Below are 25,560 nucleotides of genomic sequence, written 5' to 3' on the forward strand. Positions count from 1 at the left end.
TGTCGCAGGTTGCGATCAACCGGACGGCGCGGCGATCACTGCCAGCGCTTCGGCCTCGGAGATAACCTCGGCATATTTGGCCTGAAGGTCGAACAGGTTCGCCTCGTGCGGGGCGGGGTGGCGATCGGCACAGGCCTCGCGCACCACCAGCGGCACGAAGCCATATTGCATCGCATCGAGCGCCGAGGCGCGCACGCAGCCGGAGGTGGAATAGCCGGTGATCAGCAGCGTATCGATCCCCTCGGCGTGGAGCGCCTCGGCAAGGCCGGTGCCGAAGAAGGCGCTGGGGTATTGCTTGGTGAACACCCGCTCACCGGGGAGAGGGGTCAGCTCGGGTGGGAAGGCGCCCAGCGGCGAGCCTTCGATGAAGGCCTTGAGCACCGGGGCCTTGCGGTAGAACACGCCGCCGTCCGAGCCATCGGGCTTGTAGCTGACATTGGTGAACACCACCGGCACCCCCGCCGTTCTCGCGGCTGCGGCGAGCCGCGCGTTGCTGTCCCGCGCGGCAGCGGCGGTGTCCATGAACAGCGCCGAGCCTTCGGTAAGATAGGCCGCCACGACATCGACGATGAGCAGGGCCGGGCGGCTGCCGGGCTGGAGCCGCCCTTCATAGACCCCGGCATAATTGTCCGATGCCGAAGGTCCGGCCATCAGATAATCCCCGCCTCGGCCAGTCGCGCGAGTTCTTCCGCGCCCATCCCCAGCCGCTCGGCAAACACCTCGGCATTGTCCTGACCGGGCGCAGCGGGCGCGGGGCGGCGGATGGTGCTGGGGGTCTTGGAGAGCTTGGGAAAGGCGTTCTGCATCTTGATCTTGCCCCGCTTCTGGGTCTCGACCTCGATGATCGCCTCGCGCGCCTGAAAATGCGGATCGGCGAGCATTTCGGGCGCGCGGTAGACCCGGCCTGCGGGGATCGAATATTCGATCATCAGCGCATCGACCTCGTCGACCGTCAGTGTCCCCGTCCAGTCGTTGATCAGCGCGTCGAGTTCGTCCTGATGGATACCGCGCGCGATGTGGGTGGAATAGCGCGCGTCGCTCGACAATTCGGGACGGCCCATCGCCTGACACAGGCGCGCGAAGATCGCATCGCCATTGCCGCCGATCATGTAGCTACCGTCCTTGCAGGTGTAGACGTTGGACGGCGCGATGCCCTTGAGCACCGAGCCCGAGCGTTCGCGGATCACGCCGTTGCGGTCATATTCGGGCACAAGTCCCTCCATCACCTGCAACACCGCCTCGTAGAGCGCCGAGTCCACGACCTGTCCCTCGCCGGTCTTCTCGCGGTGGTGGAGCGCGGCAAGCACGCCCATGCAACCATAGGTCGCGCACAGGGTGTCGCCGATCGAGATGCCCATGCGGGATGGCGGGCGGTCAGGCTCGCCGACAATGTAGCGCCACCCGCCCATTGCCTCGCCGATTCCGCCGAAGCCCGCGCGGTCGCTGTAGGGCCCGTCCTGCCCGTAGCCCGACATTCGCGCGATGATGAGGCCGGGGTTGACCGCGTGCAGTTCCGCCGGCGAGAGGCCCCAGCGCTCCAATGTGCCGGGCTTGAAGTTCTCGATCAGCACATCGGCCTCGGCGATCAGGCGCTTCGCCAGCGCCTGGCCTTCGGGCACGCGCAGGTTGCAGGTGACCGAGCGCTTGTTGCGCGCGATCACTTCCCACTGCACCTTTTCCTCGCCCTGGCCCCAGTTGCGCATCGGATCGCCCGCACCCGGCGGCTCGATCTTGACCACATCCGCGCCCATGTCGCCAAGTAGCTGGCCGCAGAACGGCCCTGCCAGCAGCTGGCCCATCTCGACGACCTTGATCCCTTGCAGAGCGCCGCTCATTCCGCCGCCTCCCGCAGGGTGGTCCACACCGGCTGGACGGGGGCGGGAAGGCCGGTCTCGGCCTCGCAATTGGCGCGCAGGGCGTCGATCCCGGGGCCGTAGTCGAACAGCGGGAGTTCGCCGCGTGAGGCGGACATCTCGGCCCGCAGCTTGTCGGTCGCGGCAGCGTCCACGACGCCCTCGGCATCGGCGACTACGCCATAGGCGCGCGCGCCCTCTGGAGTGACAAGGCCCTGCCGGATTTCGAGGCCGACCAGCTCAGGATCGCGCGCCAGCGGGTCGCCCCAGCCCCCGCCGCCCCAGGTGATGAAGTGGAGGAGATCGCCCGCCTTCACCTTCACGCTCTCGACCTTGTTGCCGACGATGGCCTGCGACCCGTCCGCCCGCTCCAGCACCTTGCGCGCCCGCGCGCCGGGGTGCCCGCCATTGACGCCCCAGGGCGGCACGAACCAGCGGTCGTCATGGATCGCGATCTCGCCATCGGCGAGGAAGCGGTAGGTCATGTGGATGCCGTTGCCCCCGCGATGCAGACCCGCCCCGCCGCTGTCGGGCGCGGTCGAGTAACGCTCGATCCGCAGAGGGAAGTAGCGTTCGAGGAACTCGTTGGGGACATTGGTGAAGCCCGGCCAGAGCGAGTGCCCGTCCGGCCCGTCACCCAGCGGCCTGCCGGGGATGCCGCCGAAGCCGATCTGGAACAGCTGGAACCAGTCGCGCGTCCCGTCCTCGCGCGCGTCCCAGCCCGAATAGAACAGGTGGGGGGAGGAGGAGAACCCGGCAGCGTTGAGGAATTCCGGCGTCTTCTGGCCAAGCAACCCGCCGAGAATATCGAAGATGCGGCCCAACGCATGGGTGCGGCCCGAGAGCGCGGCAGGGAAGTGCGGCTTCAGCAGCGAGCCCGACGGAATGCGCACCTCGATCAGATCGTAGAACCCGTCATTGAACAGGATCTGCGGATCGAAGACCATGATCATGTAGATGCCGAAGAACATCTTGAACATGTTTTCATTGAGGAAGAAGTTGATCGAGGCGGCCGACTGCGGGTCGGTCCCTTCGAAGTCGAGGATCACGCGGTCGCCATCGCGCCACATGGTGCAGCGGATCTTGTAGGGGCCGTAGCCCTTGCCATCGTCGCAGATATAGTCCTCGAAGCTCACCGGCTCCTCGGCCACCGCCATCGCCAGCAGCGCCTTCATCGCGCGGTGGTTGCGCGCCAGAAGCTCTTGCGTGGCCGAGACGTAGACGTCATCGCCGAAGCGGTCGGCCATCTCGATCACGCGGCGCGCGGCGACGCGGCAGCTGGCGATCAGCGCGTTGAGGTCCGCCTGGCACCAGTCGGGCTTGCGGGTCTGGTGCATCACCAGCTTCATCAGGTCTTCGTTATACTCGCCCTTCTTCCAGATCTTCACGGGCGGGATGCGCACGCCTTCTTCGAAGATCGAGGACGCGCCGATCGGCATGGAACCGGGCACCGAGCCGCCGATGTCCGACTGGTGGCCGAACATCGCGGTATAGGCGAGCAGCCGCCCGTCCTTGAACACCGGGAGCAGCACCAGCCAGTCGTTCGAGTGGCTGACCGCCCCGCCGCAGGAATAGGGATCGGAGAGGAAGATCATGTCCCCGTCTTCGATCGTGCCGTCATACTGCCGGAGGAAGCCGTCGATGAAGCTGCCGAACTGGCCGACGATCATCTTGCCCGCGGGATCGGAGATCAGCGGGAAGGCGTCGCCCTGTTCGCGGATGCCCGGCGACATGGCGGTGCGCACGAGGGTCGCGTCCATCTCGATGCGAGCGTTCCTAAGCGCGTTCTCGATGATGTCGAGCGTCACCGGGTCGATGGCGACCTTGGCAAAGGGGGTGGTGTTGGGTTCGATGATGCGAGCCGGCATGGTCTTAGCCCTCCGTCTTCAGAGTGATGAGGATGTTGCCGACGGCGTCCACGGTGGCGCGGCAATCGTGTTCGACCAGTGTGGTCGAATCCATCTCGGTGATGATTGCGGGGCCTTCGATCACATCTCCCTGCCGCAGCTTCGCGCGGTCGTAGATCACCGCAGGCCGTTCCTCGCCGCCGATCCACATCACGTGGTCGCGGATCTTGGCGGCTGACGGATCGCCATCGCCCTTGGGCAGCTGCGCGGCGGGCAGGGCAGGGGCCTGCCCCTGCGCCACCGCGCGCAGGTTCACGATCTCGTGTGGGGTGTCCATGTTGAAGGTGAACAGGCGCAGGTGCTCCTCGTCGAAGCGGGCGAGGATGCCTTCGATCCCGTCCTTTTCGAGAATGTCCTGCGTGATCGTCAGCGGCACTTCGAAGGCCTGACCCGCATAGCGCACGTCGATCTCGAACAGCGAGGTGATCTGCTCTTCGGGAATGCCGTCGGCGAGCAATTCGCTGCGGGTCTGCGCCGCCATCTCGTCGAGCACGGTGACCAGATCGGCGATGGTGGTGTCGCGGGCGAGGCGCGAGAAGCTGCGCGCGGTCTCGGTGCGCATCCGCGTGGTCGCGTCGCCCAGCGCGCAGAGCACGCCGGGGGAGACGGGCGAGATCGCGGGCCAGCTGCCCATCAGCCGCGCGACCGCATTCACGTGGAGCGGACCCGCGCCGCCAAAGCCCATCAGCGCGAATTCGCGCGGGTCGTAGCCCTGCTGGACGCTGATCATCCGCAGCGCGCCAAACATGTTTTCATTGACGATGTCGATGACCCCGCGCGCGGCCTCCATCAGCGTCACGCCCAGCGCATCGGCGATGGTCTGCACCGCCGCCTTCGCGCCTTCGCGATCAAGCTTGAAGCTGCCGCCGAGGAGGTCTTCGGGCAGGTAGCCGAGTACCACGTTGGCATCGGTCACGGTGGGGAGCGTGCCGCCCTTGTTGTAGGCGACCGGGCCGGGCACTGCGCCCGCGCTCTCCGGGCCGACTCGCAGCGCACCGGTCAGCTGCGGCACGTGAGCGATCGAGCCGCCGCCCGCGCCCACGGTCTTCACGTCCAATGCCGAGGCGCGGACCGAGAGGTGGCCGACTTCGGTGGTGCGCTGACGGCGCGGCTCCAAGCCCTGGATCAGCGCCACATCGGTCGAGGTGCCGCCGACGTCCAGCGTCAGGATATTCTCGAAGCCCGCGTTCTTCGCCACCCACAACGCGCCGGTGACCCCGCCCGCGGGGCCGGACATGAGGATGTTGACGGGGTGCTCCTCGGCTTTCTGGCTGGACATGAGCCCGCCATCGGAGCGCAGCAGCGAAAGACGGCCCTTGAGGCCCTCGGCCTCGAGCTTGGTGCGCAGGTTGGAGACATATTTCGACACCACCGGCCGCACGGCGGCATTGGCGACAGTCGAAAGCGTGCGCTCATATTCCTGCATCTCTGGCAGGACTTCGTGGGAGAGCGAGACCGGGATACCGGGCAGTTCCTCGGCGGCGATGGCGCCGATGCGGGCTTCGTGCGCGCCGTTGAGGTAGGCGTTCATGAGGCTGACGGTCAGCGCCTCGATCCCGTCACCCTTCAGCTTGCGCAGCGCGGCGCGCACCGCGTCTTCATCGAGCGGGGCGACCTCGCGGCCCTTGGCGTCCATGCGGCCGGGGACTTCAACGGTGTGTTCGAGCCGCGCCAAGGGCTGGGGCTTCGGCCACACGATCCACGCGGCCAGCCCGCCGGGCACGAAGCTGCGCGCGATCTGCATGATGTCGCGGTAGCCCTGCGTCGTTACCAGACCGACCTTCGCGCCCTTGCCTTCGAGCACCGCGTTCGTGGCAACGGTCGTGCCGTGGAGGAAATAGCTGATCTCCGCCGCCGTGATCCCGGCGGTGGCCATGATCGCCTTCACCCCGTTGAGGATGCCTTCGGAGGAATCGTGCGGGGTCGAAGGGGTCTTGTGCCGCCAGAAAGCGCCGCTCGCCTCGTCGAACAGCAGCAGGTCGGTAAACGTCCCGCCCACATCCACACCCAGCCTGTACGTCATACCGTTTCCTCTTGTTATGCCGCGCGGGCGACGGCCGAGGGCAGTTCGCGCCCCAACTCGCCTGCAAACCACTTGTTGGCGGCAATCGCCGCGTCGAGATCGATGCCGCTCGCCACCCCGGAGCGCTGCATCATGTAAATGAGATCCTCGGTCGCGATGTTCCCGGTCGCGCGCGGCGCGAAGGGGCAGCCGCCGAGCCCGCCGAGCGATGCGTCGAACACGCGCACGCCCGCCTTGTATGCCTCCCACGCATTGGCGATGCCGGTGCCGCGGGTGTTGTGGAAATGCGCGCGCATCGGGATTTTGCCGCCGAGCAATCCGCCGAGCTTGCCGAACAATTCGCCCGCCTCCCACGGCGTGCCAACGCCGATCGTATCGGCGAGCGCGATTTCCTCGGGGGACTCCTCCGCAATGGCTTTGGCGATGGCGAGCACGGTCTCGTGCTTCACTTCGCCCTCGAAGGGGCAGCCGAAGGCGGCGCTGATGGTGACCTGTGCGCGGATGCCCTCGGCGCGGGCGAAGCGCAGCATCTCGCGGGTCTCGGCGATGCCTTCCGCGATGGTCTGGCCCTGGTTCTTCTGGCCGAAGGTGTCGCTGGCGACCACCACGCAGCCGACCTGATCGACGCCCCGCGCGCCATTTTCGCGGGTGGCGAGCGCGCGCAGCACGCCGCGCTTGTTGAGCACAAGGCCGACGTAGGTGCAGTCGTCCCGATCAGGCAGGCCCGCGATCACCGCCTCGGCATCGGCCATCTGGGGGACGCGCTGCGGGTGGACGAAGCTCGCGACTTCCAGCCGCCGCGCGCCATAACCGATCATGCGGCCAATAAGGTCGAGCTTCACTTCGGTCGAGATAATGTCGGGTTCGTTCTGAAGCCCGTCGCGCGGGCCGACTTCGACCAGTTCGATCGCGCCGACGGACTTTGGGCCTGACATGGTGAATCGCCTGTTGCTGATGCGGTGTGTTTCCTGGGGTCAATTACCGGGTTTGTATACAATTGCAATCATGCTTGGGTTGAGAAGTTCGGCTGGAACCGGGGGCCGGGAACGTGCGTTGTTACGGCTTCCCGTTGCCATATCGCGGAGCTGGCGGGCCAACCGTCTTGGCGAAAGTGTGGAAGGCGCGGCGCAAGTGGCTGCCCATCACCGCGCGGGCCCAATCGGGATCGCGGGCGGCAAAAGCGGCGATCAGCTCGTCATGATCGCGGGCTGATTGGCGCAGGTCTTCGGGGGAGTATGTGCGCGCCGTGCGCAGCACCACCGGTGCTTCGACCAGCCGCCCAAGCAGCTGCCCCAAGCGCGGCGAATGGGCAGCGTCGATGATCACGTCGTGGAAGGCGCGGTTGGCGTCGAGAAAGCGCACAACGTCGGGTTCGAGCAGTTCGATTGCGTCTTTCAGGGCGCGGTTGATCGCCTCCAGATCAGCGATCTGCTCTCGGGAAAGACGCTGGGCGGCGCGTTCGGCCGCGTGGCATTCGAGCATCTGACGCAGCGCGAACATCTCCTCGATATCGTCGCGGCTCCAATCGGCCACGAACAACCGCTTGGTATCGCTGCGCACCAGCAGCAATTCATCCTCCAGCCGCCGCACCGCCTCGCGCACGGGCGTGCGGCTGACCCCGGTGATCTGCGCAAGCTGATCTTCGGTGAGCTGTTCACCGGGCTTCAAGGCCGCGCTCATCAGATGCGAGCGGATCTTGGCATAGGCCTGTTCGGACGCGCGGCTCATGCGGCAGTGCTCCGGGGGACGGGGGAGGTGCGGAGGATAATCATGCCCTTCCTGTTCTAGTTCGTCCGGCGCCTGTCACAAGCCTGTGCGGCGGCAAGAACACACCCCATCAGCCTTGTCACGGCAATTCAGTTATGCACTTGACGAGATGGTTTTGTATACAATAACCACGCGAGCCAGGGCAACAGGGGAGTGCCGTGAAGCGTATCAAGGTCATCGTACCGATCGCCATGGACGAAGCAGGCGTCGCGAATCGTGCGCAGCAGCTTCCGGCCGATTTCGTGCGCCCGGGCTTCGCGCCCACCTTCGAGGCGGTGCGCTGGGGCGCGGCGCTGGGCGATTCCTATCATGACACGCTGCTGATGGACTGGACGGTGTTCCAGGCCGGGGTGACAGCCGAGGACGAAGGCTACGCGGGCGTGCTGATCGACACGGTCAGCGATTCGGGGCTGTGGCCGCTGCGCTCTGCGCTGAAGATTCCCGTGGTCGGCCCGGGCGAGGCGAGCTTTGCCGCCGCGATGATGCTGGGCAAGAAGTTCTCGGTCATCACCATGTGGCCGCAGTGGTTCCCGCTTTACGAGAAGGTGCTGAACCAGCACGGCTGGGACCATCGCTGTGCCAGCGTCCGCTCGATCGACACGCGGCCTGACGTGACCGAACTGCTCGAAGGCAAGGAAGAGGTCGTCTTCGCCAAGCTGAAGGCCGAGGCGTTGCGCGCCATCGAAGAGGACGGCGCGGATGTGATCGTGCTGGGCTCGACCACCATGCACCAGTCCGCTGCCTACCTGCAAAGCGAGCTGCCGGTGCCGGTGATCAACCCCGGACAGGTCGCCTACAAACAGCTCGAAACGCTGATCGAACTGGGGATGACCCACTCGAAGACAGCCTTCCCCGCGCCCGAAGTGCCCAAGCACGCCGATATCCGAAAGGGCTGGTACTGATGAGTGAATGGCAAGAAGGCGGGTCGGGCCAGACCCCGCTGCCCTATCCGGTCTATGTCGATATCGTCACCAAGCGGTATTTTGACGGGGTCGATAACAAGCACATGGACAAGGTGCTCGATTGTTTCACGCCGGACGCGATCCTGACCGAAGTGACCAGCAACACCGTGCACAAGGGGCGCGAGGCGATCCGGGCGATGTTCGTGAAGCTGTTCGCCGACTTTGAAAGCATCTGGCACGGCAATTTCGTCCACACCGCCGACCCGGAGACGAACGCGATCTGCTCGCAGTTCACGGTGCTGATCACGCCCAACGGGGGCGAGGAGCTGCGCTACGAAAACTGCAACCGCTTCTACCTCAAGGACCGGTTGTTCCACCGCGTCTATGTCTACATGTCGGGTGACAACCTGCTCAAGGAAGGGGACGTCTGATGCAGTACGAGCCCACGCTTTCGCGCGCCGAGCTGATCGACTTCGCGCTGAACAAATACTTCGCCCGCGTCGATGCCAAGGACATGGAGGGCGCGCTTGCCTGCTTCCATGACACCGCTCTGTTCTGCGTCCAGACCGCCTTCACCCGCCATGCGGGCAAGGCCGAAATCCGCCGGATGTTCGAAGATTTTTTCGCCGCTTACGAGACCATCATCCACCGCGATTTCACCTGCACGGTGGACGAGGCCAATGGCCGCATCACGGCGTGCTTCACCGCCGAACTGCATGATGCGGCCGGGCAGGTGACGCTGCTGGAAAACACCAATTTCTGGCGGTTTCGGCCCGGCCCGGAAGGCCCGAAGTTTCAGGAAGTCTATGTCTACATGAGCGGGGCCAACGTCCTCGTCTGATTGCCTATCTCTAAATCCTCTTCAGGAGAGCCGTCCCATGAATGTCCGTTTGGTTCTTGCTTCTGGCGCGGCGCTCGGCGCCATTGCCCTGTCTTCGCCCGCTCTGGCGCAGGACGCCTCTGCCTCTGAACCTGCTGCCGAGGAGGAAGGCGGGATCATCGTCACCGCTCGCCGCCAGTCGGAAAGCTTGCAGGACGTCCCCGCCGCGGTCACCGTGTTCGGTGCGGAAACGCTCGCCGCAACCGGGGTGCAGCGCGCGGATGACTTCGTCCAGCTGACGCCGGGTGTCACCATCGTCACCGGCACCGCCGAAGCGGGCGACACCCAGATCAACATTCGCGGCATCAACGGCGCGCGCGACGCGGAAAGCTCGGTTGCGCTGGTGGTCGACGGAATCCTCAAGACGAACACCGCGCAGCTGAACCAGAACCAGGGCACGCTGCGTCAGGTCGAAATCCTGAAGGGCCCGCAAGGCGCGCTCTATGGCCGCAACGCGGCGGCGGGGGCGATTGTGCTGCAAACGCTGAAGCCCGGCGACGCGCTGGAAGGCGGGATGCTGGTGCGCGCCGCGCAGGACAACACCTACCTTGCCAATGGTTTCATCTCGACGCCGATCGGCGACACCGCGGGGCTGGTGCTCTCGGCCAATTATTCGACCACCGATGGCTTCTTCCGCAACAGCTTCCTCGGCAATTCCAAGACCATCGACGATCAGGAAGTCTTTGGCATCGACGGGCGCTTCGTTGCGGAGCTGGGGCCGAACACCGAGCTCGACGTGAAGGCCCGCTATGCCGACCTGCGCGGCGCTTCGATCAACTTCAATGCCAGCTTCCACCTCCCGAACTTCGCCGCGGTGAACCCGGCGTTCTTCGAAGATGTGAACGAGCATCCCTTCGGCTTCTATTCGAACATCCGCCCGACCAATGATCAGGTGACCTTCGAAACCTCGGCCAAGGTCGAGCACGAGTTTGAAAGCACCACATTGACCGCATGGGTGCTCTACAGCGATGTCGACCAGTCGCTCACGGCGGACAGCACCTCGGCCGACTTTGCCCGCTTCTCCTTCCCCGGCGCGACGCCGGCTTCGGTGGCGGCGTCCAACGCCTGCTTTGCCAGCACCGCCGCGCTGACGGGCTTCCCGCTGAACCAGCCGACCTTCATCGGCAACAACCCGGTCCCGTTCATCTTCGATCCGGTCAATGGCTCGACCTTTGGCCCCTACAGCCCGACCACCTGCGACGGCACCCAATACCAGATCCGCAAGCAGGAAGATGTCAGCGGTGAAATCCGGCTCGCCTCGAACGGCGACGGGGCGATCAACTGGCAGGTTGGCGCCTATTACCTCCACATCGACCGTGAGGTTGGCGTGAGCCTTGGGGCGGACCTTGGCCGCGGCATCATCCGCGAGCTGTATAACGCGCCCGGATCGGACAACCCGACCACGCAGCTTTATCACGATGCGTTCAAGACCGATGTCTATGCGGCCTTCGCCTCCATCGACGCCGATCTGTCCGACCGCTTCAATGTCGGCTTTGCCGGCCGTTACGACATCGAGGACCGTCAGGTGGCGAGCCTCGTTCCGGCGGTGTTCGATCCGATCACGGGCGGGCCGATCAACCCCGGTCAGACCGTCGTGGGCGGCGTGGTCCAGCCGATTGCGCCGAAATCCGCGACCTTCAAGCAGTTCCAGCCCAAGATCTCGCTGCGGTACGAGCTGACCGACGACATCAACCTCTATGGCAACTGGGGGATCGGCTTCAAATCGGGCGGGTTCAACAACCAGGGCTCAGCCGCGATCGTCGATTCCGCGTTCAACGATTTCATCGGCACCAACGTGCTGATCGACGATCAGTACCGCAAGGAAGTCTCCAGCGCCTTCGAAGCGGGCGTGAAGGGCACGCTGCTGGACGGCGCGGTGACCTTTGATCTGGCGGGCTATTACACCAAGGTCGAAGACATGCAGTTCTTCGAATTCTTCGTCGGCGGCTTCGGCCTGCTGCGCGTGGTGTCGAACATCGACGAGGTCGAACTCTACGGGGCCGAGCTCAACCTGTCGGCGGAAATCCTGGATGGCTGGACGGTGTTCGGCTCGGGCAACGTGACCGAAAGCGAGATCATCGAAAACGCCTCGCGCCCCGTGACCGTGGGCAACAAGTCGCCCTATACCGCCGATTATACCCTGAACTTCGGCACCCAGCTTGATCTGCCGATTTCGGACAGCATCGATTTTGTCACCCGCGCCGATTACCGCATCACCGGGCCGACCTGGTTCCACACCTTGCAGGATGATCCCAACCCGACGCTGTTCAGCGGCTTGCTGCCGGGTTCGGCGCTGGCGCTGCCTGCGTTTGTGGGCGATGCCGATTACTCGGTCTCGCAGCGGGACACCTTCGGCGTGTTCGATCTGCGTGTCGGGCTCGATGCCGAGCGCTGGTCGATCACGGCCTATGCCGAAAACCTGTTCAACGAGAAGTATCTGAACGAAGTCATCACCGCCGTCGAGTTCGGCGGATCGTTCATTTCGCCGGGCGCGCGTCAGCGCTTCGGGGTGGAGTTCGGCTACAAGTTCTAAAACAACAAGAGCCCTTCCGGGCGTCGCAAAGCCAATTGAAGCGCGCAGGGACGACCCGCTCTGCGCGCTTCTTTTTTGCTCCGATCAGGGTGCGGGTGTTGCCGTGGCCGGTGCCGCAGGCGCGCTCCACCACGACAGGGTCTGGTTGTCATGGGCCGATGTCCACACGCCCTTGGGCGTCCAGCGCAGCGCGCCGCTGCCCACCGCATCGCCCATCCGCGCGCGAATCTTGAGCGTGGCGGGATCGATCACCACCATCGTCTGATCATCGGTGGTGCGCAGCCACACCGCGCCGCCATTGGCATCGATATCGCCCCACTTGAGGTTATCGCCCACCTTGGTGCGGCCCGCGACCTTCAGGCTGGCCGGATCGACCTTGGCGACCGTGCCATCGCCCTGTTCCTGCACCCATACGGCGCCTTCGCCTGCTGCGAGGAAGCCGGGCGTATCGCCCAGCGCGGCTGATCCGGTGACGGCGTTGGTGGCCGGATCAACCCGCTCCAGCACCTTGCCTTCGCTCGACACCGCCCACACCGCATCGAAGCCATAGGCCAGATACCAGGTCTCGGGCGTGACGGTGACGGTGGCGACAATCGCGTTGGTGGCCGGGTCGATCCGCGCCAGCTTGCCTTCCGGGTCGCTCGGCACCCAGACAGAGCCAGCGCCCGCGATCACATTGGTTTCGCCCTTGGGGTTGGCGAGGCCGGTGGCGATCTTCGCTTCCACCGCCGCGGTCTTCAGGTTGATGCGCCACAGCTCACGATCATCGCAATTGGCGACCCACAGCGATCCGGCCGCAATCGCCATTGTGCCGCAGGGGCGGGGAACAGGGGTGCTGGCAAGCTTGCCCGCAGGCGACCATTGCTCGACCCGCCCGTCATTGGTGACCCACACCGTATCGCCGTCCACCGCGAGGAAATCGGCGAAGCCCGGCACTTTGAGCGCGGTTTCGATGAGGTCGGGCGCGGGGCCGACCATCTCCGTGGGAGGTTCGCTTTCCTCAGCCGCACAAGCCGCGACAGCCAGGCTGGCGGCAAGGGTGAGAGTGAGCGGGCGGGCAACGGAATTGCGCATCATCGGTGTCATGGGTCTCTGAGCCTCCACGCATGGCAGGGGAAGGAGAGGAGCGCCGCAAGGGCACAATGCCTGCCAGACTGACGCAACTTTGCGCATATTACTTTTCCAATCAATCGTAATAATTCCCCATAGACAAATGCTGCAAACGGGGGGATGTTCGCACCCGCAACATAGGGGACGAATCATGCTCCACCACCTCTCCCGGGCAGCCCGCTTCCTCCTCCTCGGCCTCGCCGCGCTGCTGGTGACAGCATGTTCCGGCGGGGAAGAAGAGGCGGCTGCGCCCAAGACCGACTTCAATATCGGCTGGTCGATCTACGCCGGGTGGATGCCCTGGCCCTATGCCGAGCAGGCCGGGATCGTGAAGAAGTGGGAAGACAAGTACGGGGTCACAATCACCTTCGTGCAGGTCAACGACTACATCGAGAGCGTGAACCAATACACCGCTGGCAAGCTGGACGGCGTGACCGTCGCCAACATGGACGCGCTGACGATCCCGGCGGCCGGCGGCAAGGACACCTCGGCGATCATCCTCGGCGATTATTCCAACGGCAATGATGCGGTGCTGCTGAAGGGCGCGGATGGCGTGGCGGGGATCAAGGGGCGGCAGGTGTACTTGGCCGAGCTGTCGGTCTCGCACTATCTGCTCGCCCGCGCGCTGGAGACCAATGGGATGAAGTTGACCGACGTGAAGACGGTCAACACCTCGGACGCCGATATCGCCGCCGCCTTTACTGCGCCCGATGTGACCGCGGCGGTGGCGTGGAACCCGCAGGTGACCACGATGAAGGGCGTCGCCGGCACCAAGGCCGTGTTCTCCTCGGCCGATATTCCGGGCGAGATTCTCGACCTGATGGTGGTCGATACGGCGGTGTTGAAGGCCAATCCCAATCTCGGCAAGGCGCTGGCGGGGATCTGGTACGAGACGATGGCACTGATGGCGCGGCAGGATGCCGAAGGCGCCGCCGCCCGCGCGGCGATGGCGAAGCTGGCGGGGACGACGCCCGAGGCCTTCGAAGGCCAGCTTGTCACCACCTCCCTTTACGCCGATCCCAAGGCGGCGCTGGTGGCAATGCAATCGCCCGATCTGGTCACCACCATGACCCGCGTGCGCGATTTCAGCTTTGCCCAAGGCCTGTTCGGACAGGGGGCCCGTTCGGCCGATGCGGTCGGGATGAGCTTCCCCGGCGGCAAGACGCTGGGTGACAAGGCCGCCATCACCTTGCGCTTTGATCCGACCTATATGCAACTCGCCGCCGACGGGAAGCTCTAGGCCGATGCGCTGGGTGACAGCCCAGCCGGGGCGAGGCCGGGCGATCCTGTTGGGCGCGCTGCCGCTGGTGGTGCTGGGCTTCGCCTACATCATCGCCGCAGCAGCGCGTTATGCCGATAACGCCGCGGACAAGATCCTGCCGCTCCCCGGAGCAATGGCCGCAGCGATGGCGACGCTGATTTTCGAAGCCGATCCGCTGTCCGGCCAATACCTGTTCTGGGCCGATACGCTCGCCAGTCTCACGCGGTTGGGGCTTGGCCTTGGCATTGCCACGGCATCGACACTTTGTGTCGGACTGGTTGTCGGGTCATTGCCCCCGGTGAAAGCCACCTTTGGCCCCCTCGTCACCGCGATCGCCGTGATACCGCCCATTGCTCTGTTGCCGATCTTGTTCATCCTGTTCGGATTGGGCGAGACCGCCAAGGTGGCGCTGATCGTCGTCGGGGTTGCCCCGTTCATCATCCGCGACGTGGCCGGGCACATCGCCGCTCTGCCGCGTGAGCAGGTGATCAAGGCTTTGACTTTGGGCGCAAATTCGTGGGGGGTGATACTGCGCGTGGCTTTGCCCCAAGCCATGCCGCGACTGATCGAGGCGCTGCGCCTCTCGCTCGGCCCCGCCTGGGTGTTCCTGATCTCGGCAGAGGCGATCGCGGCGGATGTCGGGCTGGGCTACCGCATCTTCCTCGTCCGCCGCTATCTCGCGATGGACGTGATCCTGCCCTATGTCGCATGGATCGCGATCCTCGCGGTGGTGATAGATTTCGCCCTGTCGCGCGGCAGTCGCCGCCTGTTCGGCTGGGCGCATGGGGCGGCGCACTGATGGCGTTGCTGAGCCTCAGGAACCTGTGGGTCGAGTATGGCGAGAAGGTCGTGCTCGAACGGATTTCGCTCGATATTGCCGAAGGTTCCTTTGTCTCGATCATCGGGCCTTCGGGCGCGGGCAAGAGCAGCCTGCTGCGCGTGGTGCTGGGGCAGGAGAAGCCAACGCGGGGGACGATTACCCTGGACGGCGCGCCCCTGCCGCCGGAATGCGGGCCTGATCGCGGGGTGGTGTTCCAACGCTACTCGGTGTTCCCGCATTTAACTGTGCTGGGTAACGTGTTGCTGGGTTTGGAGTTTTCCGCCTCGCCTTTCACCGCCCGCTTGTTCGGCCCCGCCCGCCGGGCTGCGGTGGCGGAGGCGGAGGCGATGCTGGAGCAGGTTGGGCTGGCGGATAGCCGCCACCTCTACCCGGCGCAGATGTCGGGCGGGATGCAGCAACGTCTCGCCATCGCCCAGGCCCTGATCAAGCGCCCGCGCATCCTGCTGCTGGACGAGCCCTTCGGCGCGCTCGATCCCGGCATCCGCAAGGATATGCACGCGCTCATCACCCGGCTGTGGCGCGAGCATGGGCTGACGATCATCATGGTCACCCACGATATCAAGGAGGCGTTCTCGCTCGGTACGCGGGTGCTTACCTTGGACAAGCGCCGCCACGATCCGCACGCCCCGCAGCGCTATGGAGCGGCTGTGGTCTATGACCTCGAACTGACCCGCAAAGTACAGCAAGTCCATACGCAAGCCGGGGCGGATGAAGATGCTGAGGGTGACGGTATTACGATTGACACAGTTGGTAATAATTGAAATGATCGCCCCATGACCACCGAACCCTCCCGCTCCGAACCTGCACGGCTCGCGCGCCTCAGCATGAGCCTGCCGGCCGAGCTGTTCCGCCAGCTCGACATGATGGTGGAAGAGCGCGGGCTGCCTTCGCGCTCGCAGCTGATCGCCGAGCTGATCCGCCACGCGCTGGCCGAGCATGAGGCGCTGACCCGGCCGGACGAGACGCTCGCGGGGACGGTGACCATCGTCTATGCTGGAGGCGGTGGCAGGGTACGCCAACAACTCGCTGAAACACAGGTGGATTACCTCAAGGAGGTGATCTCGTCGCAGCACGTGTTCCTCGAAGAGGACCAGTCGCTTGAGGTGCTGCTCGTTCAGGGCCCGGCGGTGCGGCTGAAGCAGCTGTGCGACGCGCTGCGCGCGATCCGCGGCGTGCAGCAATTGCAGCTCGTCACCACCACCGCGCTGCTTCCGCCGCTGCACGAACAGGATGTGCCGCCCGCGAAAGAGGCTGCCGAATGAGCGCGACCGCCGATCCCAAGGCCGCGCGCGACCATGCCCGTGCGCAAGGTGGCACGCGGGTCGAAACCATGCCGACCCTGCCGCCCGTCGCAAGCGACCTGCCTGATGGCGTCGCAGCCGACGACCTGCTCTGGGAAGAAACCCTCGCGCCGGGCGGCTATGCTTCCCGCCGGATTGCGCGCGGCACGCGGTTGCGGCTGATCGACAAGGCGGGCGATGCCTGCGCGAGCCTCAACATCTTCAACGCCGACATGCCGACCGAGCGGCTGAACGTCGCCGACACGGTCAAGGTCCAGTGGAACGCCTATCTGGGCGAGGGCAAGCTCCTCTTGTCCGACATGGGCCGGGTGCTGGTGAGCATCGTTGAGGACGGTGCGGGGACGCACGATACCTTCTGCGGCGTCTCAAATGCAGATGGTAACCTCAGGAAATATGGGGAAGGTCGTAATTCGGGCGCTTACCCCAACGGGCGCGACCGGCTGATCCTTGGCGCGGCCAAGCACGGGCTCACACGGCGCGATGTCCACCCTTGCGTGAACCTGTTCAAGGGCACCCGGATCGAGACTGACGGCACCATCACGCCAATTGTCGGCCCCTTCGCACCGGGCCGCACAGTGCTGCTGCGCGCCGAGATGGATGTCATCATCGTCATCGCCAACTGCCCCCATGTGCTCGACCCGCGTGCCGAATATGCCTCGGCCCCGCTGCGCGTCACCGCATGGCGCGGGCCGATCACCCCTGAACACGACCCCGTGCGCAATGCCACGCCAGAAGGGCAGCGCGCCTTCCTCAACACCGAGGACTACTACCGCCGATAACCCGCCCAAAACGCAAGGCAAACCATGACCAGCGACCCGGCCCTCTCCGGCCTTACCGGCACCATCATTCACGACGAGATCGTGCCCGCCCGCGCGCCGTGGTTGCACCATGTGGCTGCGGGCAATGTGCTGCGGATCGTCGATCTGGAGGGCAATCAGGCGGTCGATTTCCTGATCTATGCCGCCGCCGATGATGCCGAGCGGTATTCGGCGCAGGACACCGTGGCAGCGCAGGGCAATCTGTTCCTGCGCACCGGAACCGTGCTCCTTTCGAACGAAGGCCGCGCGTTGATGACCATCGTCGATAGCGCGGTGGACTATCACGACACCATCGGCGGAGCGTGCTCCTGCGAATCCAACACGTTGCGCTATGGTCATCACACCAAGTCGCAGCACGCCTGCGTCGAAAACTTCCTTGAAGCAAACCTGACCCAAGGTCGCAGCAAGCGCGACATCGTCTCCAACATCAACTTCTTCATGAACGTTCCGGTCGAGGAAGACGGCACGCTCGGCATCGTCGACGGCATTTCCGCGCCGAATCTCACCGTTGACCTGCGCGCCGAGATGGACGTGATCGTGGTCGTCTCCAACTGCCCGCAGATCAACAACCCCTGCAACGGCTTCAACCCGACGCCGGTGCGGATGATCGTTGCAGGCGCATGAGCTTCGACACCGTCCTGATCGCCAACCGGGGCGCGATCGCGACGCGGATCATCCGCACCTGCAAGGCGATGGGGCTGCGCAGCGTGGCGGTCTATTCCGAAGCGGACGCAGGCTCGCTCCATGTCAGCGCGGCGGACGAGGCGGTGTGTATCGGGCCGGGCCCTGCGGCGCAGAGTTATCTCAATGTCGAAGCCATTCTGGCGGCGGCCAGGGCGACCGGCGCAGGGGCAATCCATCCGGGTTACGGCTTCCTCGCCGAGAATGCCGAGTTCGCGGAAAGTTGCGCGGCGGCTGGCATCGTCTTTATCGGGCCGACGCCGGACAACATCCGCACCTTTGGCCTCAAGCACTCCGCCCGGGCGCTGGCCGAAGCGCATGGCCTGCCGCTGGCACCCGGCACGGGATTGCTGACCGGTGAGGACGAGGCGGCGGAGGCTGCGGCGCGGATTGGCTATCCGGTGATCCTCAAGGCCACGGCAGGTGGCGGCGGCATCGGTATGCGCATTTGCGAAAACGAGGCGTCGGTGCGCGAGGGCTTCGCGGCCGTTGTCCGGCAGGGCGAGGCGAGCTTCGGCGATGCGGGCGTCTTCCTTGAGCGCTATGTCGCCCGCGCGCGGCATATCGAGGTGCAGATCTTCGGCGACGGGCAGGGCCGGGTGATGGCGCTAGGCGAGCGCGACTGCTCGCTGCAACGGCGCAACCAGAAGGTCGTGGAAGAAGCGCCTGCGCCCTGTCTCTCCCCCGCCAAGCGTGCCGAGCTGATCGCCGCCGCCGTCCGGCTGGGCGAGGCTGCGGAATATCTGTCGGCAGGCACAGTCGAGTTCCTGTATGATGCGCAGCGCGACGATTTCTTCTTCCTCGAAATGAACACCCGGCTTCAGGTCGAACACGGCGTCACCGAGGAGGTGATGGGGATCGACCTCGTGGAATGGATGATCCGGGGCGCAGCGGGCGATTTCGCCATGCTCGATGCCGACGCGCCGAAGCCGCAGGGCCATTCGGTGCAGGTGCGGCTCTATGCCGAAGACCCGGCGATGGACTACCGCCCGACCACCGGCACACTGGTTAACGTCGCCTTCCCGGACACTGTCCGTGCCGAGACCTGGGTCATGGCGGGCAGCGAGGTCAGCGCCTTCTATGATCCGATGCTGGCGAAGCTGATCACCTTTGGTGACACCCGCGACAGCGCGATCAGCGCGATGCAGGCGGCTCTTGATGCTTCGCGGGTGGACGGGATCGAGACGAACCTGCGCTGGCTGCGCGATGTCGTGCGGCACGAGGGCTTCACTAGCGGGCAAGTCTCGACGCGGATGCTCGACACGGTCATCCATGGGCGTCGCGCGATCCGGGTGATCGGCGGGGGGACGGCGACCTCGGTGCAGGACTGGCCCGGGCGGCTCGGGCTGTGGAACGTCGGCGTGCCCCCCAGCGGCCCGATGGACGATCTCTCCTTCCGCCTCGGCAACCGCATCCTCGGCAATCCCGAGGGCACGGCGGGCCTCGAAGTCACGGCGAGCGGTCCGACCCTCCTGTTCGAGGCGCCCGCGACGATCTGCCTCACTGGCGCGGATTTCGGCGCGAAACTCGACGGCGCGCATGCACCGCGCGGCGAGGCAATTGCAGTCAAGGCCGGCCAGACCCTCGCGATGGGCCGCGCCAGCGGCGGGGGGATGCGCGGATACATCCTGATCGCGGGCGGGCTCGATGTGGTGCCCTATCTCGGCAGCGCGGCAACCTTCACGCTCGGCCAGTTCGGCGGCCACGCCGCGCGGGCTCTGGTGGCGGGCGATGTGCTGCATCTGGGCGGTGGGCCGAGTGGCGATCCCGTGCCCGCCGCGCTTCCCGAGCTCGGCCGCGAATGGCAATTGCGCGTCCTCTACGGCCCCCACGGCGCGCCCGATTTCTTCACCCCTGCCGACATCGCCACCTTCCTCGAGGCCGAGTGGCAGGTGCATTACAACTCCAACCGCACCGGCGTGCGTCTGGTCGGCCCCAAGCCCGAATGGGCGCGGCGGGACGGGGGCGAGGCGGGGCTGCACCCGTCGAACATTCATGACAACGCCTATGCAATCGGCGCGGTCGACTTCACCGGGGACATGCCCATCATCCTCGGGCCGGACGGGCCTTCACTCGGCGGTTTCGTGTGCCCCTTCACGGTGATCGCGGAGGACCGCTGGAAGATCGGTCAACTCAGCCCCGATGACCGCGTGCGCTTCGTCCCCGTCAGCATCGCCGACACCGCTTCGCCGCAGCCCATCGCCGACCTCTCGCCGATCCTCGCTGAGCTTCCCGCCACGCCGAGCCGGCCGCGCACCACCTATCGCCAGCAGGGCGACCGCAACATCCTCGTCGAGTATGGCGAGATCGTGCTCGATATCGAGCTGCGCATCCGCATCCACGCGCTGATGCAGGCGCTGGAGGCCATGGCCTTGCCCGGCGTGATCGACATCACTCCCGGCATCCGCTCGCTGCAACTGCACTTCGACGGCGCGCTGCTCGATCAGGCGGGGGCGCTCGCCGCATTGCAGCAGGCGGAGGAGGCGATGGGCGACCTTGCCGATTTCGAGGCCCCCTCGCGCATCGTCCACCTGCCCTTGAGCTGGCGCGATCCGGCGACGCAGGAGACCATCGACAAATACATCGCCGCCGTGCGCGACGATGCGCCGTGGTGCCCGGACAATATCGAGTTCATCCGCCGCATCAACGGGTTGCCGGATGCCAAGGCTGTCGAGGACCTGATCTTCGATGCCAGCTACCTCGTGCTGGGGCTGGGCGACGTCTATCTCGGCGCGCCGGTCGCCACGCCGGTCGATCCGCGCCACCGGCTCGTCACCACCAAATACAACCCCGCGCGCACCTGGACCCCGCCCAATGTGGTCGGGATCGGCGGGGCCTATATGTGCATCTACGGGATGGAGGGGCCGGGCGGTTACCAGCTGTTCGGTCGCACCATTCAGGTGTGGAACACGCACCGCCAGACCGATGCCTTTGTCGATGGCAAGCCGTGGTTGCTGCGGTTCTTTGATCAGATCAGGTTCTTCCCCGTCTCGGCCGACGAACTGACCGATTGGCGGCGCGATTTCCCGCATGGCCGCCGGTCGATCCGCGTGGAGGAGACCACTTTCCGCCTTGCCGATTACCGTGCGTTTCTCGCCGACAACGCCGCCGGTATCGCCGCTTTCGAAAGCACCCGCCAGGCTGCCTTTGATGCGGAACGCGCCGCATGGCAGGCCTCGGGCGAGTTCGACCGGGTGAGCGATTTGCTTGAGGGTGGGGCAGGCGGCGGCGATGTGGTCGCCATCAAGGTTCCCGAAGGTGCGGACCTCATCGAAGCCCCGTTCGGCGGCAGCGTGTGGAAGCTGCTGGTCGCCCCCGGCGATGTGGTGGCCGAAGGCGATGTGATTGCCGTGATCGAGGCGATGAAAATGGAATGCCCGTTTGAAAGCCCCGCGAGCGGCACGGTGGCCGCGCTCTACATTACCGAGCATCAGGCCTTGCATCCGGGCGCGCCGATGCTGGCCTTGAGAACCGCATCGTGAGCACCTTTGCCCGCCTCAGCGCGACAGCCATCGCGGCAAGCGTCACCAGTGGTGCGGTCACCGCGCTGGCCGTGATGGAGGATACGCTCGCCCGCCTCGCCGCCTATGATGCGCATCAGCCGCAAGTGTGGATCAGCCGCGCCGACCCTGACGCCTTGCGCGCCGCTGCGCGTTCGATTGATGTCCGCGTGGCCGCTGGTGCGCACCTGCCGCTGGCCGGAGTGCCGTTCGCGGCCAAGGACAATATCGACGTTGCGGGGATGGAGACGACCGCCGCATGCCCGGCCTTCGCCTACCGGCCCGAGCGTTCCGCCACCGTGATCGAACGGCTGGAGGCGGCGGGCGCTATTTGCGTCGGCAAGACCAATCTCGATCAGTTCGCCACGGGCCTTGTCGGCACGCGCAGTCCCTATGGCATCCCGCGCAACGCCTATAACCGGGACTATGTCAGCGGTGGATCAAGCTCCGGCTCGGCGATTGCGGTGGCGGCGGGTCTGGTGGCCTTCGCGCTTGGCACGGACACGGCGGGATCGGGGCGGGTGCCGGCGGCGTTCAATCACCTGATCGGGCTGAAGCCCACCAAAGGCCGCTGGAGCACCCGGGGCTTGGTGCCGGCCTGCCGCACGCTCGATTGTATCACGGTGTTCACCGATGCCCTGCATGATGCGCAGGCAGTCGACGCGGTGATCGCCGGGTTCGATGCCGAGGACGCCTTCTCGCGCCCGCGGTCGGACGTCCCGATGACAGGTCGCCGGATCGGCGTGCCGCGCCCCGATCAGCGGGTCTTCTTCGGCGATGTTGCGGCCGAATACCTCTATGACCGCGCACTCAGCGTGCTGGCAGCGCAGGGCGAAATCGTCGAGATCGACATCGCCCCGCTGCTCGAAGCCGCACGCCTGCTTTACGGCGGGTCGTGGGTGGCTGAGCGCACCGCCGCCATCGCTCCGCTGCTGGAGAGCAATCCGCTCGCCATCGATCCGGTGGTGCGCGAGGTCATCGCGCCCGGCAGTGCCATGCTGGCGACCGAGTTGTGGAACGGCATCTACCGCCTCGCCGAATTGCAGCGCCACGCCGAGAGCATGTGGGGCGCGGTCGATGTGCTGGCCTTTCCCACCACTGGCACGACCTACCGCGTGGCCGAACTGCTCGAAGCGCCGGTGGCCTTGAACAGCAATCTCGGACTCTACACGAACTTCGTGAACCTGCTCGATATGGCCGCGCTGGCTGTCCCCGCCGGCGCGCGCGACAATGGCACGGGCTTTGGGATCACGCTGATCGGGCCAGCGCACAGCGATCTTGCACTTATCGACCTCGCGGGTTCTTACCTGGCCTCGGCCGATCTTCCCCCTCCGCCACCACTCGATCTTGGAGACCGCATGGACACCGTCAAACTCGCCGTCGTTGGGGCCCATCTTGAAGGGATGCCGCTGCATTGGCAGCTGACGTCGCGCGGGGCGACCTTCGTGGGAGCCTTCACCACCGCGCCGAGTTACCGCCTGTATGCGATGGCCGATAGTGTCCCCCCCAAGCCTGCGCTGGTGCATAGCGAGGACGGCGCGGAAATCGCGCTGGAAGTCTACGAGCTCGACTTCGCCAGCTTCGGCAGCTTCGTTGCCGAAGTCCCCCCGCCGCTCGCGATCGGCACGGTGACGCTGGCCGACGGTAGCAGCGTGAAGGGCTTTGTCGCCGAGCCGCGGGCACTGACCGGGGCGGAAGATATCACCCATCTGGGCGGCTGGCGCGCCTATATCGCCTCGCGATGACATGATGGCGGGGCGGCTCACCAATTGGCTGAAGGGCGACGGCACAACAGGGCCGACCGACGATGCGTTCGCGCAGCTGCGCGCCGCCAAGGAGGCCGCCGAAGCTGCCAATGAGGCCAAGACCCGCTTCCTCGCCAGCGTCAGCCACGAGATCCGCTCGCCGCTGAATGCGATCTATGGCTATGCCCAGCTGCTGGAGCGCAATGACGGCAAGGACGCGCGCAATGCCGCGTTGGTGATCCGCCGCAGCGCCGAACACCTGTCGCACCTGGTCGAGGGCCTGCTCGACATCGCGCAGGTCGAAGGCGGCGCACTGAAGCTCAGCCGGGAGGCGATCCGCTTCCCCGAGTTCCTTGCCCAACTCATCGCCATGCTTGATCTGCAAGCGCAGGCGAAGGGTATTGCCCTCGTGCTTGACCATTCGCCGGGCCTGCCCGAATTTGTCCATGCCGATCCCAAGCGCTTGCGGCAGGTGCTGATCAATCTGCTGACCAACGCGATCAAGTTTACCGATCACGGGTCGGTCACGCTCAAGGTCGAATATCGCAACCAGTTGGCGACCTTCACCGTGATCGACACCGGCATCGGCATCGCGGCTGAGGATGCGGAACGGATTTTTGCACCGTTCGAACGGGTGGCGGGGCCAGCGGGCGAGCGGCCCGGCGTCGGGCTTGGCCTCGCGATCACGCAGGCGCTGGTGCATATCATGGGCGGCGAAATCCGGGTTGAGAGCGCCCCGGGGGAAGGGTCGCGCTTCATTGTGCGGCTGATGTTGTCGCAGCCGCTCAGCCCGCCGACCGATCCGGCACCGGAGCCCGGCGCTGTCACCGGCTACCTCGGGCGTGAGCGCTGGGTCGTGCTGATCGATGACGATACGGCGCATCTGGCGATGGTCCGCGACCTGCTCGAACCGCTGGGCTTCCGGGTGCACACCGCCAATGATGGCGAGACGGGCCTTGCGCTCGCGGCGCAGGTCCAACCCGATCTGGTGCTGTGCGACGTGATGCTGGGGCGCGAGTCCGGGTGGGACATTGCGGCGAAACTGCGCCGCCGCCACGGCGCTGCTCTGCGGATCGTGATGCTGTCGGGTGAGGGGCCCCATTCCGCCGCGTCTCCTGCGGACGGCCCGGCCAATGATACCTTCGTGATGAAGCCGTTCGAGTTCACCGTGCTGCTCGATGTCATTGCCGCTCAGCTGGGGCTCGAATGGCTGCGGGCGGGCGGCCCCGCCCGTGACCTGCCCGAAGCCGGTGTTCCGCACCTATCGCCAGCCATCGCGTCCCGGGCCGCTGCCCATTGCGCCGAGATCGAGCGGTTGGTGCGGATCGGTCATGTCCGCGCGATTGAGACGGAGATCGATGCCATCGCCGCGCTCGCTCCCGAAGCCGGGCCTCTGGCCGAACGGATGCGGCGGGTGCTCGACAGCTTCGATTTGAAGGCGCTGGCCGACCTTGCCAAAGCGGTGGCTGCCGATGCGCGCTAAGGACTGCATCCTCGTGGTCGACGACAGCCCGGAATCGCTCCGGTTCCTGGTCGATACGCTTGAAGCCGAGGACATGACCGTGCTGATCGCCCGCAGCGGCGAAGCGACGCTCGAACTGCTGGCCGAGGTGCAGCCCGATCTCATCCTGATGGACGCGATCATGCCCGGCATCGGCGGGATCGAGACCACGCAGGCGATCAAGCGCAATCCGGCGACCGCGCATATCCCGGTGATCTTCATGACCGGTCTCAACGATCCTGAACATGTCGTCGCCGCGCTCGGCACCGGCGGGGTCGATTATGTGCGCAAGCCCGTGGTGATCGAGGAATTGCTGGCGCGGATGAAGGTGCACCTCGCCAACGCCCGCACCACCTATCGCTCCCGGCTGGCGCTCGGTCTAGCCGGGCGCAGTCTGGTGGCGCTGGGCGATGATGCGGGGCTGATCTGGTGCACACCGCAGGCCGAGGCGCTGTTCATCGCAGTCGATCCCGACTGGACCGCCGATCGCGGCGTGCTGCCCGAAGCCTTGATCGGCGCAGCCCTCGGCTTGATCGCCGCGGACCCCGTCCAGCCCCCCGCCAGCGCACGCGTCGATGTGCGCGGGCTGGAGATTGATCTGGCTTTGGTCGAGACCGGCCGGCCGGGGGAAACCCTGATCCGCCTCACCGAAGTGCGTGAAGATGGCAAGATCGCCGACCTCCAAAAGCATAACGGCCTGACCCGGCGTGAGGCGGAAGTGCTGCTGTGGGTGAGCTATGGCAAAACCAACAAGACGATCAGCGAGATCCTTGGTATAAGCCCGCGAACGGTGAACAAGCACTTGGAACAGGTGTTCCGAAAACTCGGGGTCGAAACCCGTGCTGCCGCCACGGCCATTGCCGTGCGATATCTTGCTGACTGATCACTTTCTTACTGAAATTTCTTCACTTTCTACGGGTCCGCGCAAGCCTACGTC

21 protein-coding genes are annotated in these 25,560 nt (G+C 65.6%); 14 read left to right on the plus strand and 7 right to left on the minus strand.

Features of this window, described 5'->3' with window-relative positions; all coding sequences use genetic code 11:
• Window positions 1-15: 15 nt before the first annotated feature.
• From ACLBKT_RS02700 to ACLBKT_RS02725, 6 genes are all read right to left on the minus strand, one after another.
• The gene (locus ACLBKT_RS02700; protein ID WP_410181438.1) at window positions 16-651 is read right to left on the minus strand and encodes an isochorismatase family protein; all 636 of its coding nucleotides are present in this window, start codon (window positions 649-651) and stop codon (window positions 16-18) included.
• The gene (locus ACLBKT_RS02705; protein ID WP_410181439.1) at window positions 651-1,835 is read right to left on the minus strand and encodes a CaiB/BaiF CoA transferase family protein; all 1,185 of its coding nucleotides are present in this window, start codon (window positions 1,833-1,835) and stop codon (window positions 651-653) included. Before ACLBKT_RS02705 ends, ACLBKT_RS02700 begins: the two co-directional genes overlap by 1 nt.
• Window positions 1,832-3,721: a hydantoinase B/oxoprolinase family protein gene (locus tag ACLBKT_RS02710; protein WP_410181440.1), complete on the minus strand. Its 1,890-nt coding sequence runs from the start codon at window positions 3,719-3,721 to the stop codon at window positions 1,832-1,834. Before ACLBKT_RS02710 ends, ACLBKT_RS02705 begins: the two co-directional genes overlap by 4 nt.
• Before the next feature lie 4 nt (window positions 3,722-3,725).
• On the minus strand, window positions 3,726-5,783 hold the full coding sequence (locus ACLBKT_RS02715; RefSeq protein WP_410181441.1) for a hydantoinase/oxoprolinase family protein: 2,058 nt from the start codon (window positions 5,781-5,783) through the stop codon (window positions 3,726-3,728).
• A 14-nt stretch (window positions 5,784-5,797) separates the two neighbouring features.
• Complete coding sequence (locus tag ACLBKT_RS02720; RefSeq protein WP_410181442.1) at window positions 5,798-6,718, minus strand: hydroxymethylglutaryl-CoA lyase; 921 nt, start codon at window positions 6,716-6,718, stop codon at window positions 5,798-5,800.
• 121 nt (window positions 6,719-6,839) lie between these two features.
• Window positions 6,840-7,511, minus strand: coding sequence for a GntR family transcriptional regulator (locus ACLBKT_RS02725; protein WP_410181443.1), 672 nt, complete (start codon window positions 7,509-7,511; stop codon window positions 6,840-6,842).
• 197 nt (window positions 7,512-7,708) lie between these two features.
• Here ACLBKT_RS02725 and ACLBKT_RS02730 point away from each other — a divergent pair, with 197 nt between their 5' ends.
• The 4 genes from ACLBKT_RS02730 to ACLBKT_RS02745 are packed head-to-tail and all read left to right on the plus strand — an operon-like array spanning window position 7,709 to window position 11,865.
• On the plus strand, window positions 7,709-8,452 hold the full coding sequence (locus tag ACLBKT_RS02730; RefSeq protein WP_410181444.1) for an aspartate/glutamate racemase family protein: 744 nt from the start codon (window positions 7,709-7,711) through the stop codon (window positions 8,450-8,452).
• Complete coding sequence (locus ACLBKT_RS02735; RefSeq protein ID WP_410181445.1) at window positions 8,452-8,883, plus strand: nuclear transport factor 2 family protein; 432 nt, start codon at window positions 8,452-8,454, stop codon at window positions 8,881-8,883. The genes ACLBKT_RS02730 and ACLBKT_RS02735 overlap by 1 nt, the downstream gene beginning before the upstream one ends.
• Window positions 8,883-9,293, plus strand: coding sequence for a nuclear transport factor 2 family protein (locus tag ACLBKT_RS02740; protein WP_410181446.1), 411 nt, complete (start codon window positions 8,883-8,885; stop codon window positions 9,291-9,293). Before ACLBKT_RS02735 ends, ACLBKT_RS02740 begins: the two co-directional genes overlap by 1 nt.
• 37 nt (window positions 9,294-9,330) lie before the next feature.
• Window positions 9,331-11,865: a TonB-dependent receptor gene (locus tag ACLBKT_RS02745; RefSeq protein WP_410181447.1), complete on the plus strand. Its 2,535-nt coding sequence runs from the start codon at window positions 9,331-9,333 to the stop codon at window positions 11,863-11,865.
• Between the two features lie 84 nt (window positions 11,866-11,949).
• Here ACLBKT_RS02745 and ACLBKT_RS02750 read toward each other — a convergent pair whose 3' ends face one another.
• Complete coding sequence (locus tag ACLBKT_RS02750) at window positions 11,950-12,939, minus strand: YncE family protein (RefSeq protein WP_410183634.1); 990 nt, start codon at window positions 12,937-12,939, stop codon at window positions 11,950-11,952.
• Between the two features lie 187 nt (window positions 12,940-13,126).
• Here ACLBKT_RS02750 and ACLBKT_RS02755 point away from each other — a divergent pair, with 187 nt between their 5' ends.
• Genes ACLBKT_RS02755 through ACLBKT_RS02800 form a run of 10 tightly spaced genes read left to right on the plus strand, consistent with a single transcriptional unit; the run spans window position 13,127 to window position 25,506 of the window.
• Window positions 13,127-14,215: a putative urea ABC transporter substrate-binding protein gene (locus ACLBKT_RS02755; RefSeq protein WP_410181448.1), complete on the plus strand. Its 1,089-nt coding sequence runs from the start codon at window positions 13,127-13,129 to the stop codon at window positions 14,213-14,215.
• 4 nt (window positions 14,216-14,219) lie between these two features.
• Complete coding sequence (locus ACLBKT_RS02760; protein WP_410181449.1) at window positions 14,220-15,035, plus strand: ABC transporter permease; 816 nt, start codon at window positions 14,220-14,222, stop codon at window positions 15,033-15,035.
• The gene (locus ACLBKT_RS02765) at window positions 15,032-15,838 is read left to right on the plus strand and encodes an ABC transporter ATP-binding protein (protein ID WP_410183635.1); all 807 of its coding nucleotides are present in this window, start codon (window positions 15,032-15,034) and stop codon (window positions 15,836-15,838) included. Before ACLBKT_RS02760 ends, ACLBKT_RS02765 begins: the two co-directional genes overlap by 4 nt.
• 12 nt (window positions 15,839-15,850) lie before the next feature.
• Window positions 15,851-16,339 (plus strand): CopG family ribbon-helix-helix protein, encoded by a 489-nt coding sequence (locus ACLBKT_RS02770; RefSeq protein WP_410181450.1) that lies wholly within the window; start codon window positions 15,851-15,853, stop codon window positions 16,337-16,339.
• Complete coding sequence (locus tag ACLBKT_RS02775) at window positions 16,336-17,157, plus strand: urea amidolyase associated protein UAAP1 (protein WP_410181451.1); 822 nt, start codon at window positions 16,336-16,338, stop codon at window positions 17,155-17,157. Before ACLBKT_RS02770 ends, ACLBKT_RS02775 begins: the two co-directional genes overlap by 4 nt.
• 24 nt (window positions 17,158-17,181) lie before the next feature.
• Entirely contained in the window at window positions 17,182-17,820 is a 639-nt protein-coding gene (locus ACLBKT_RS02780) for an urea amidolyase associated protein UAAP2 (protein ID WP_410181452.1), read from the plus strand.
• On the plus strand, window positions 17,817-21,359 hold the full coding sequence (uca, locus tag ACLBKT_RS02785) for an urea carboxylase (protein ID WP_410181453.1): 3,543 nt from the start codon (window positions 17,817-17,819) through the stop codon (window positions 21,357-21,359). The genes ACLBKT_RS02780 and uca overlap by 4 nt, the downstream gene beginning before the upstream one ends.
• A complete protein-coding gene (atzF, locus tag ACLBKT_RS02790) occupies window positions 21,356-23,122 on the plus strand; it encodes an allophanate hydrolase (protein WP_410181454.1) in 1,767 nt (588 codons plus the stop codon). Before uca ends, atzF begins: the two co-directional genes overlap by 4 nt.
• A gap of 1 nt (window position 23,123) precedes the next feature.
• Window positions 23,124-24,605 (plus strand): ATP-binding protein, encoded by a 1,482-nt coding sequence (locus ACLBKT_RS02795; RefSeq protein WP_410181455.1) that lies wholly within the window; start codon window positions 23,124-23,126, stop codon window positions 24,603-24,605.
• Window positions 24,595-25,506: a response regulator gene (locus tag ACLBKT_RS02800; protein ID WP_410181456.1), complete on the plus strand. Its 912-nt coding sequence runs from the start codon at window positions 24,595-24,597 to the stop codon at window positions 25,504-25,506. The genes ACLBKT_RS02795 and ACLBKT_RS02800 overlap by 11 nt, the downstream gene beginning before the upstream one ends.
• Window positions 25,507-25,560: the final 54 nt, after the last annotated feature.

Source organism: Erythrobacter sp. W302b, assembly GCF_046452395.1.
Lineage (GTDB): Bacteria > Pseudomonadota > Alphaproteobacteria > Sphingomonadales > Sphingomonadaceae > Erythrobacter.

Excerpts from the sequence above, each read along its gene's own strand:
- ACLBKT_RS02700 (WP_410181438.1), bottom strand. The coding sequence starts at position 651 with ATGGCCGGACCTTCGGCATCGGACAATTATGCCGGGGTCTATGAAGGG.
- ACLBKT_RS02705 (WP_410181439.1), bottom strand. The coding sequence starts at position 1,835 with ATGAGCGGCGCTCTGCAAGGGATCAAGGTCGTCGAGATGGGCCAGCTG.
- ACLBKT_RS02710 (WP_410181440.1), bottom strand. The coding sequence starts at position 3,721 with ATGCCGGCTCGCATCATCGAACCCAACACCACCCCCTTTGCCAAGGTC.
- ACLBKT_RS02715 (WP_410181441.1), bottom strand. The coding sequence starts at position 5,783 with ATGACGTACAGGCTGGGTGTGGATGTGGGCGGGACGTTTACCGACCTG.
- ACLBKT_RS02720 (WP_410181442.1), bottom strand. The coding sequence starts at position 6,718 with ATGTCAGGCCCAAAGTCCGTCGGCGCGATCGAACTGGTCGAAGTCGGC.
- ACLBKT_RS02725 (WP_410181443.1), bottom strand. The coding sequence starts at position 7,511 with ATGAGCCGCGCGTCCGAACAGGCCTATGCCAAGATCCGCTCGCATCTG.
- ACLBKT_RS02735 (WP_410181445.1), top strand. The coding sequence starts at position 8,452 with ATGAGTGAATGGCAAGAAGGCGGGTCGGGCCAGACCCCGCTGCCCTAT.
- ACLBKT_RS02740 (WP_410181446.1), top strand. The coding sequence starts at position 8,883 with ATGCAGTACGAGCCCACGCTTTCGCGCGCCGAGCTGATCGACTTCGCG.
- ACLBKT_RS02745 (WP_410181447.1), top strand. The coding sequence starts at position 9,331 with ATGAATGTCCGTTTGGTTCTTGCTTCTGGCGCGGCGCTCGGCGCCATT.
- ACLBKT_RS02750 (WP_410183634.1), bottom strand. The coding sequence starts at position 12,939 with ATGCGCAATTCCGTTGCCCGCCCGCTCACTCTCACCCTTGCCGCCAGC.
- ACLBKT_RS02755 (WP_410181448.1), top strand. The coding sequence starts at position 13,127 with ATGCTCCACCACCTCTCCCGGGCAGCCCGCTTCCTCCTCCTCGGCCTC.
- ACLBKT_RS02760 (WP_410181449.1), top strand. The coding sequence starts at position 14,220 with ATGCGCTGGGTGACAGCCCAGCCGGGGCGAGGCCGGGCGATCCTGTTG.
- ACLBKT_RS02770 (WP_410181450.1), top strand. The coding sequence starts at position 15,851 with ATGACCACCGAACCCTCCCGCTCCGAACCTGCACGGCTCGCGCGCCTC.
- ACLBKT_RS02775 (WP_410181451.1), top strand. The coding sequence starts at position 16,336 with ATGAGCGCGACCGCCGATCCCAAGGCCGCGCGCGACCATGCCCGTGCG.
- ACLBKT_RS02780 (WP_410181452.1), top strand. The coding sequence starts at position 17,182 with ATGACCAGCGACCCGGCCCTCTCCGGCCTTACCGGCACCATCATTCAC.
- uca (WP_410181453.1), top strand. The coding sequence starts at position 17,817 with ATGAGCTTCGACACCGTCCTGATCGCCAACCGGGGCGCGATCGCGACG.
- ACLBKT_RS02795 (WP_410181455.1), top strand. The coding sequence starts at position 23,124 with ATGATGGCGGGGCGGCTCACCAATTGGCTGAAGGGCGACGGCACAACA.
- ACLBKT_RS02800 (WP_410181456.1), top strand. The coding sequence starts at position 24,595 with ATGCGCGCTAAGGACTGCATCCTCGTGGTCGACGACAGCCCGGAATCG.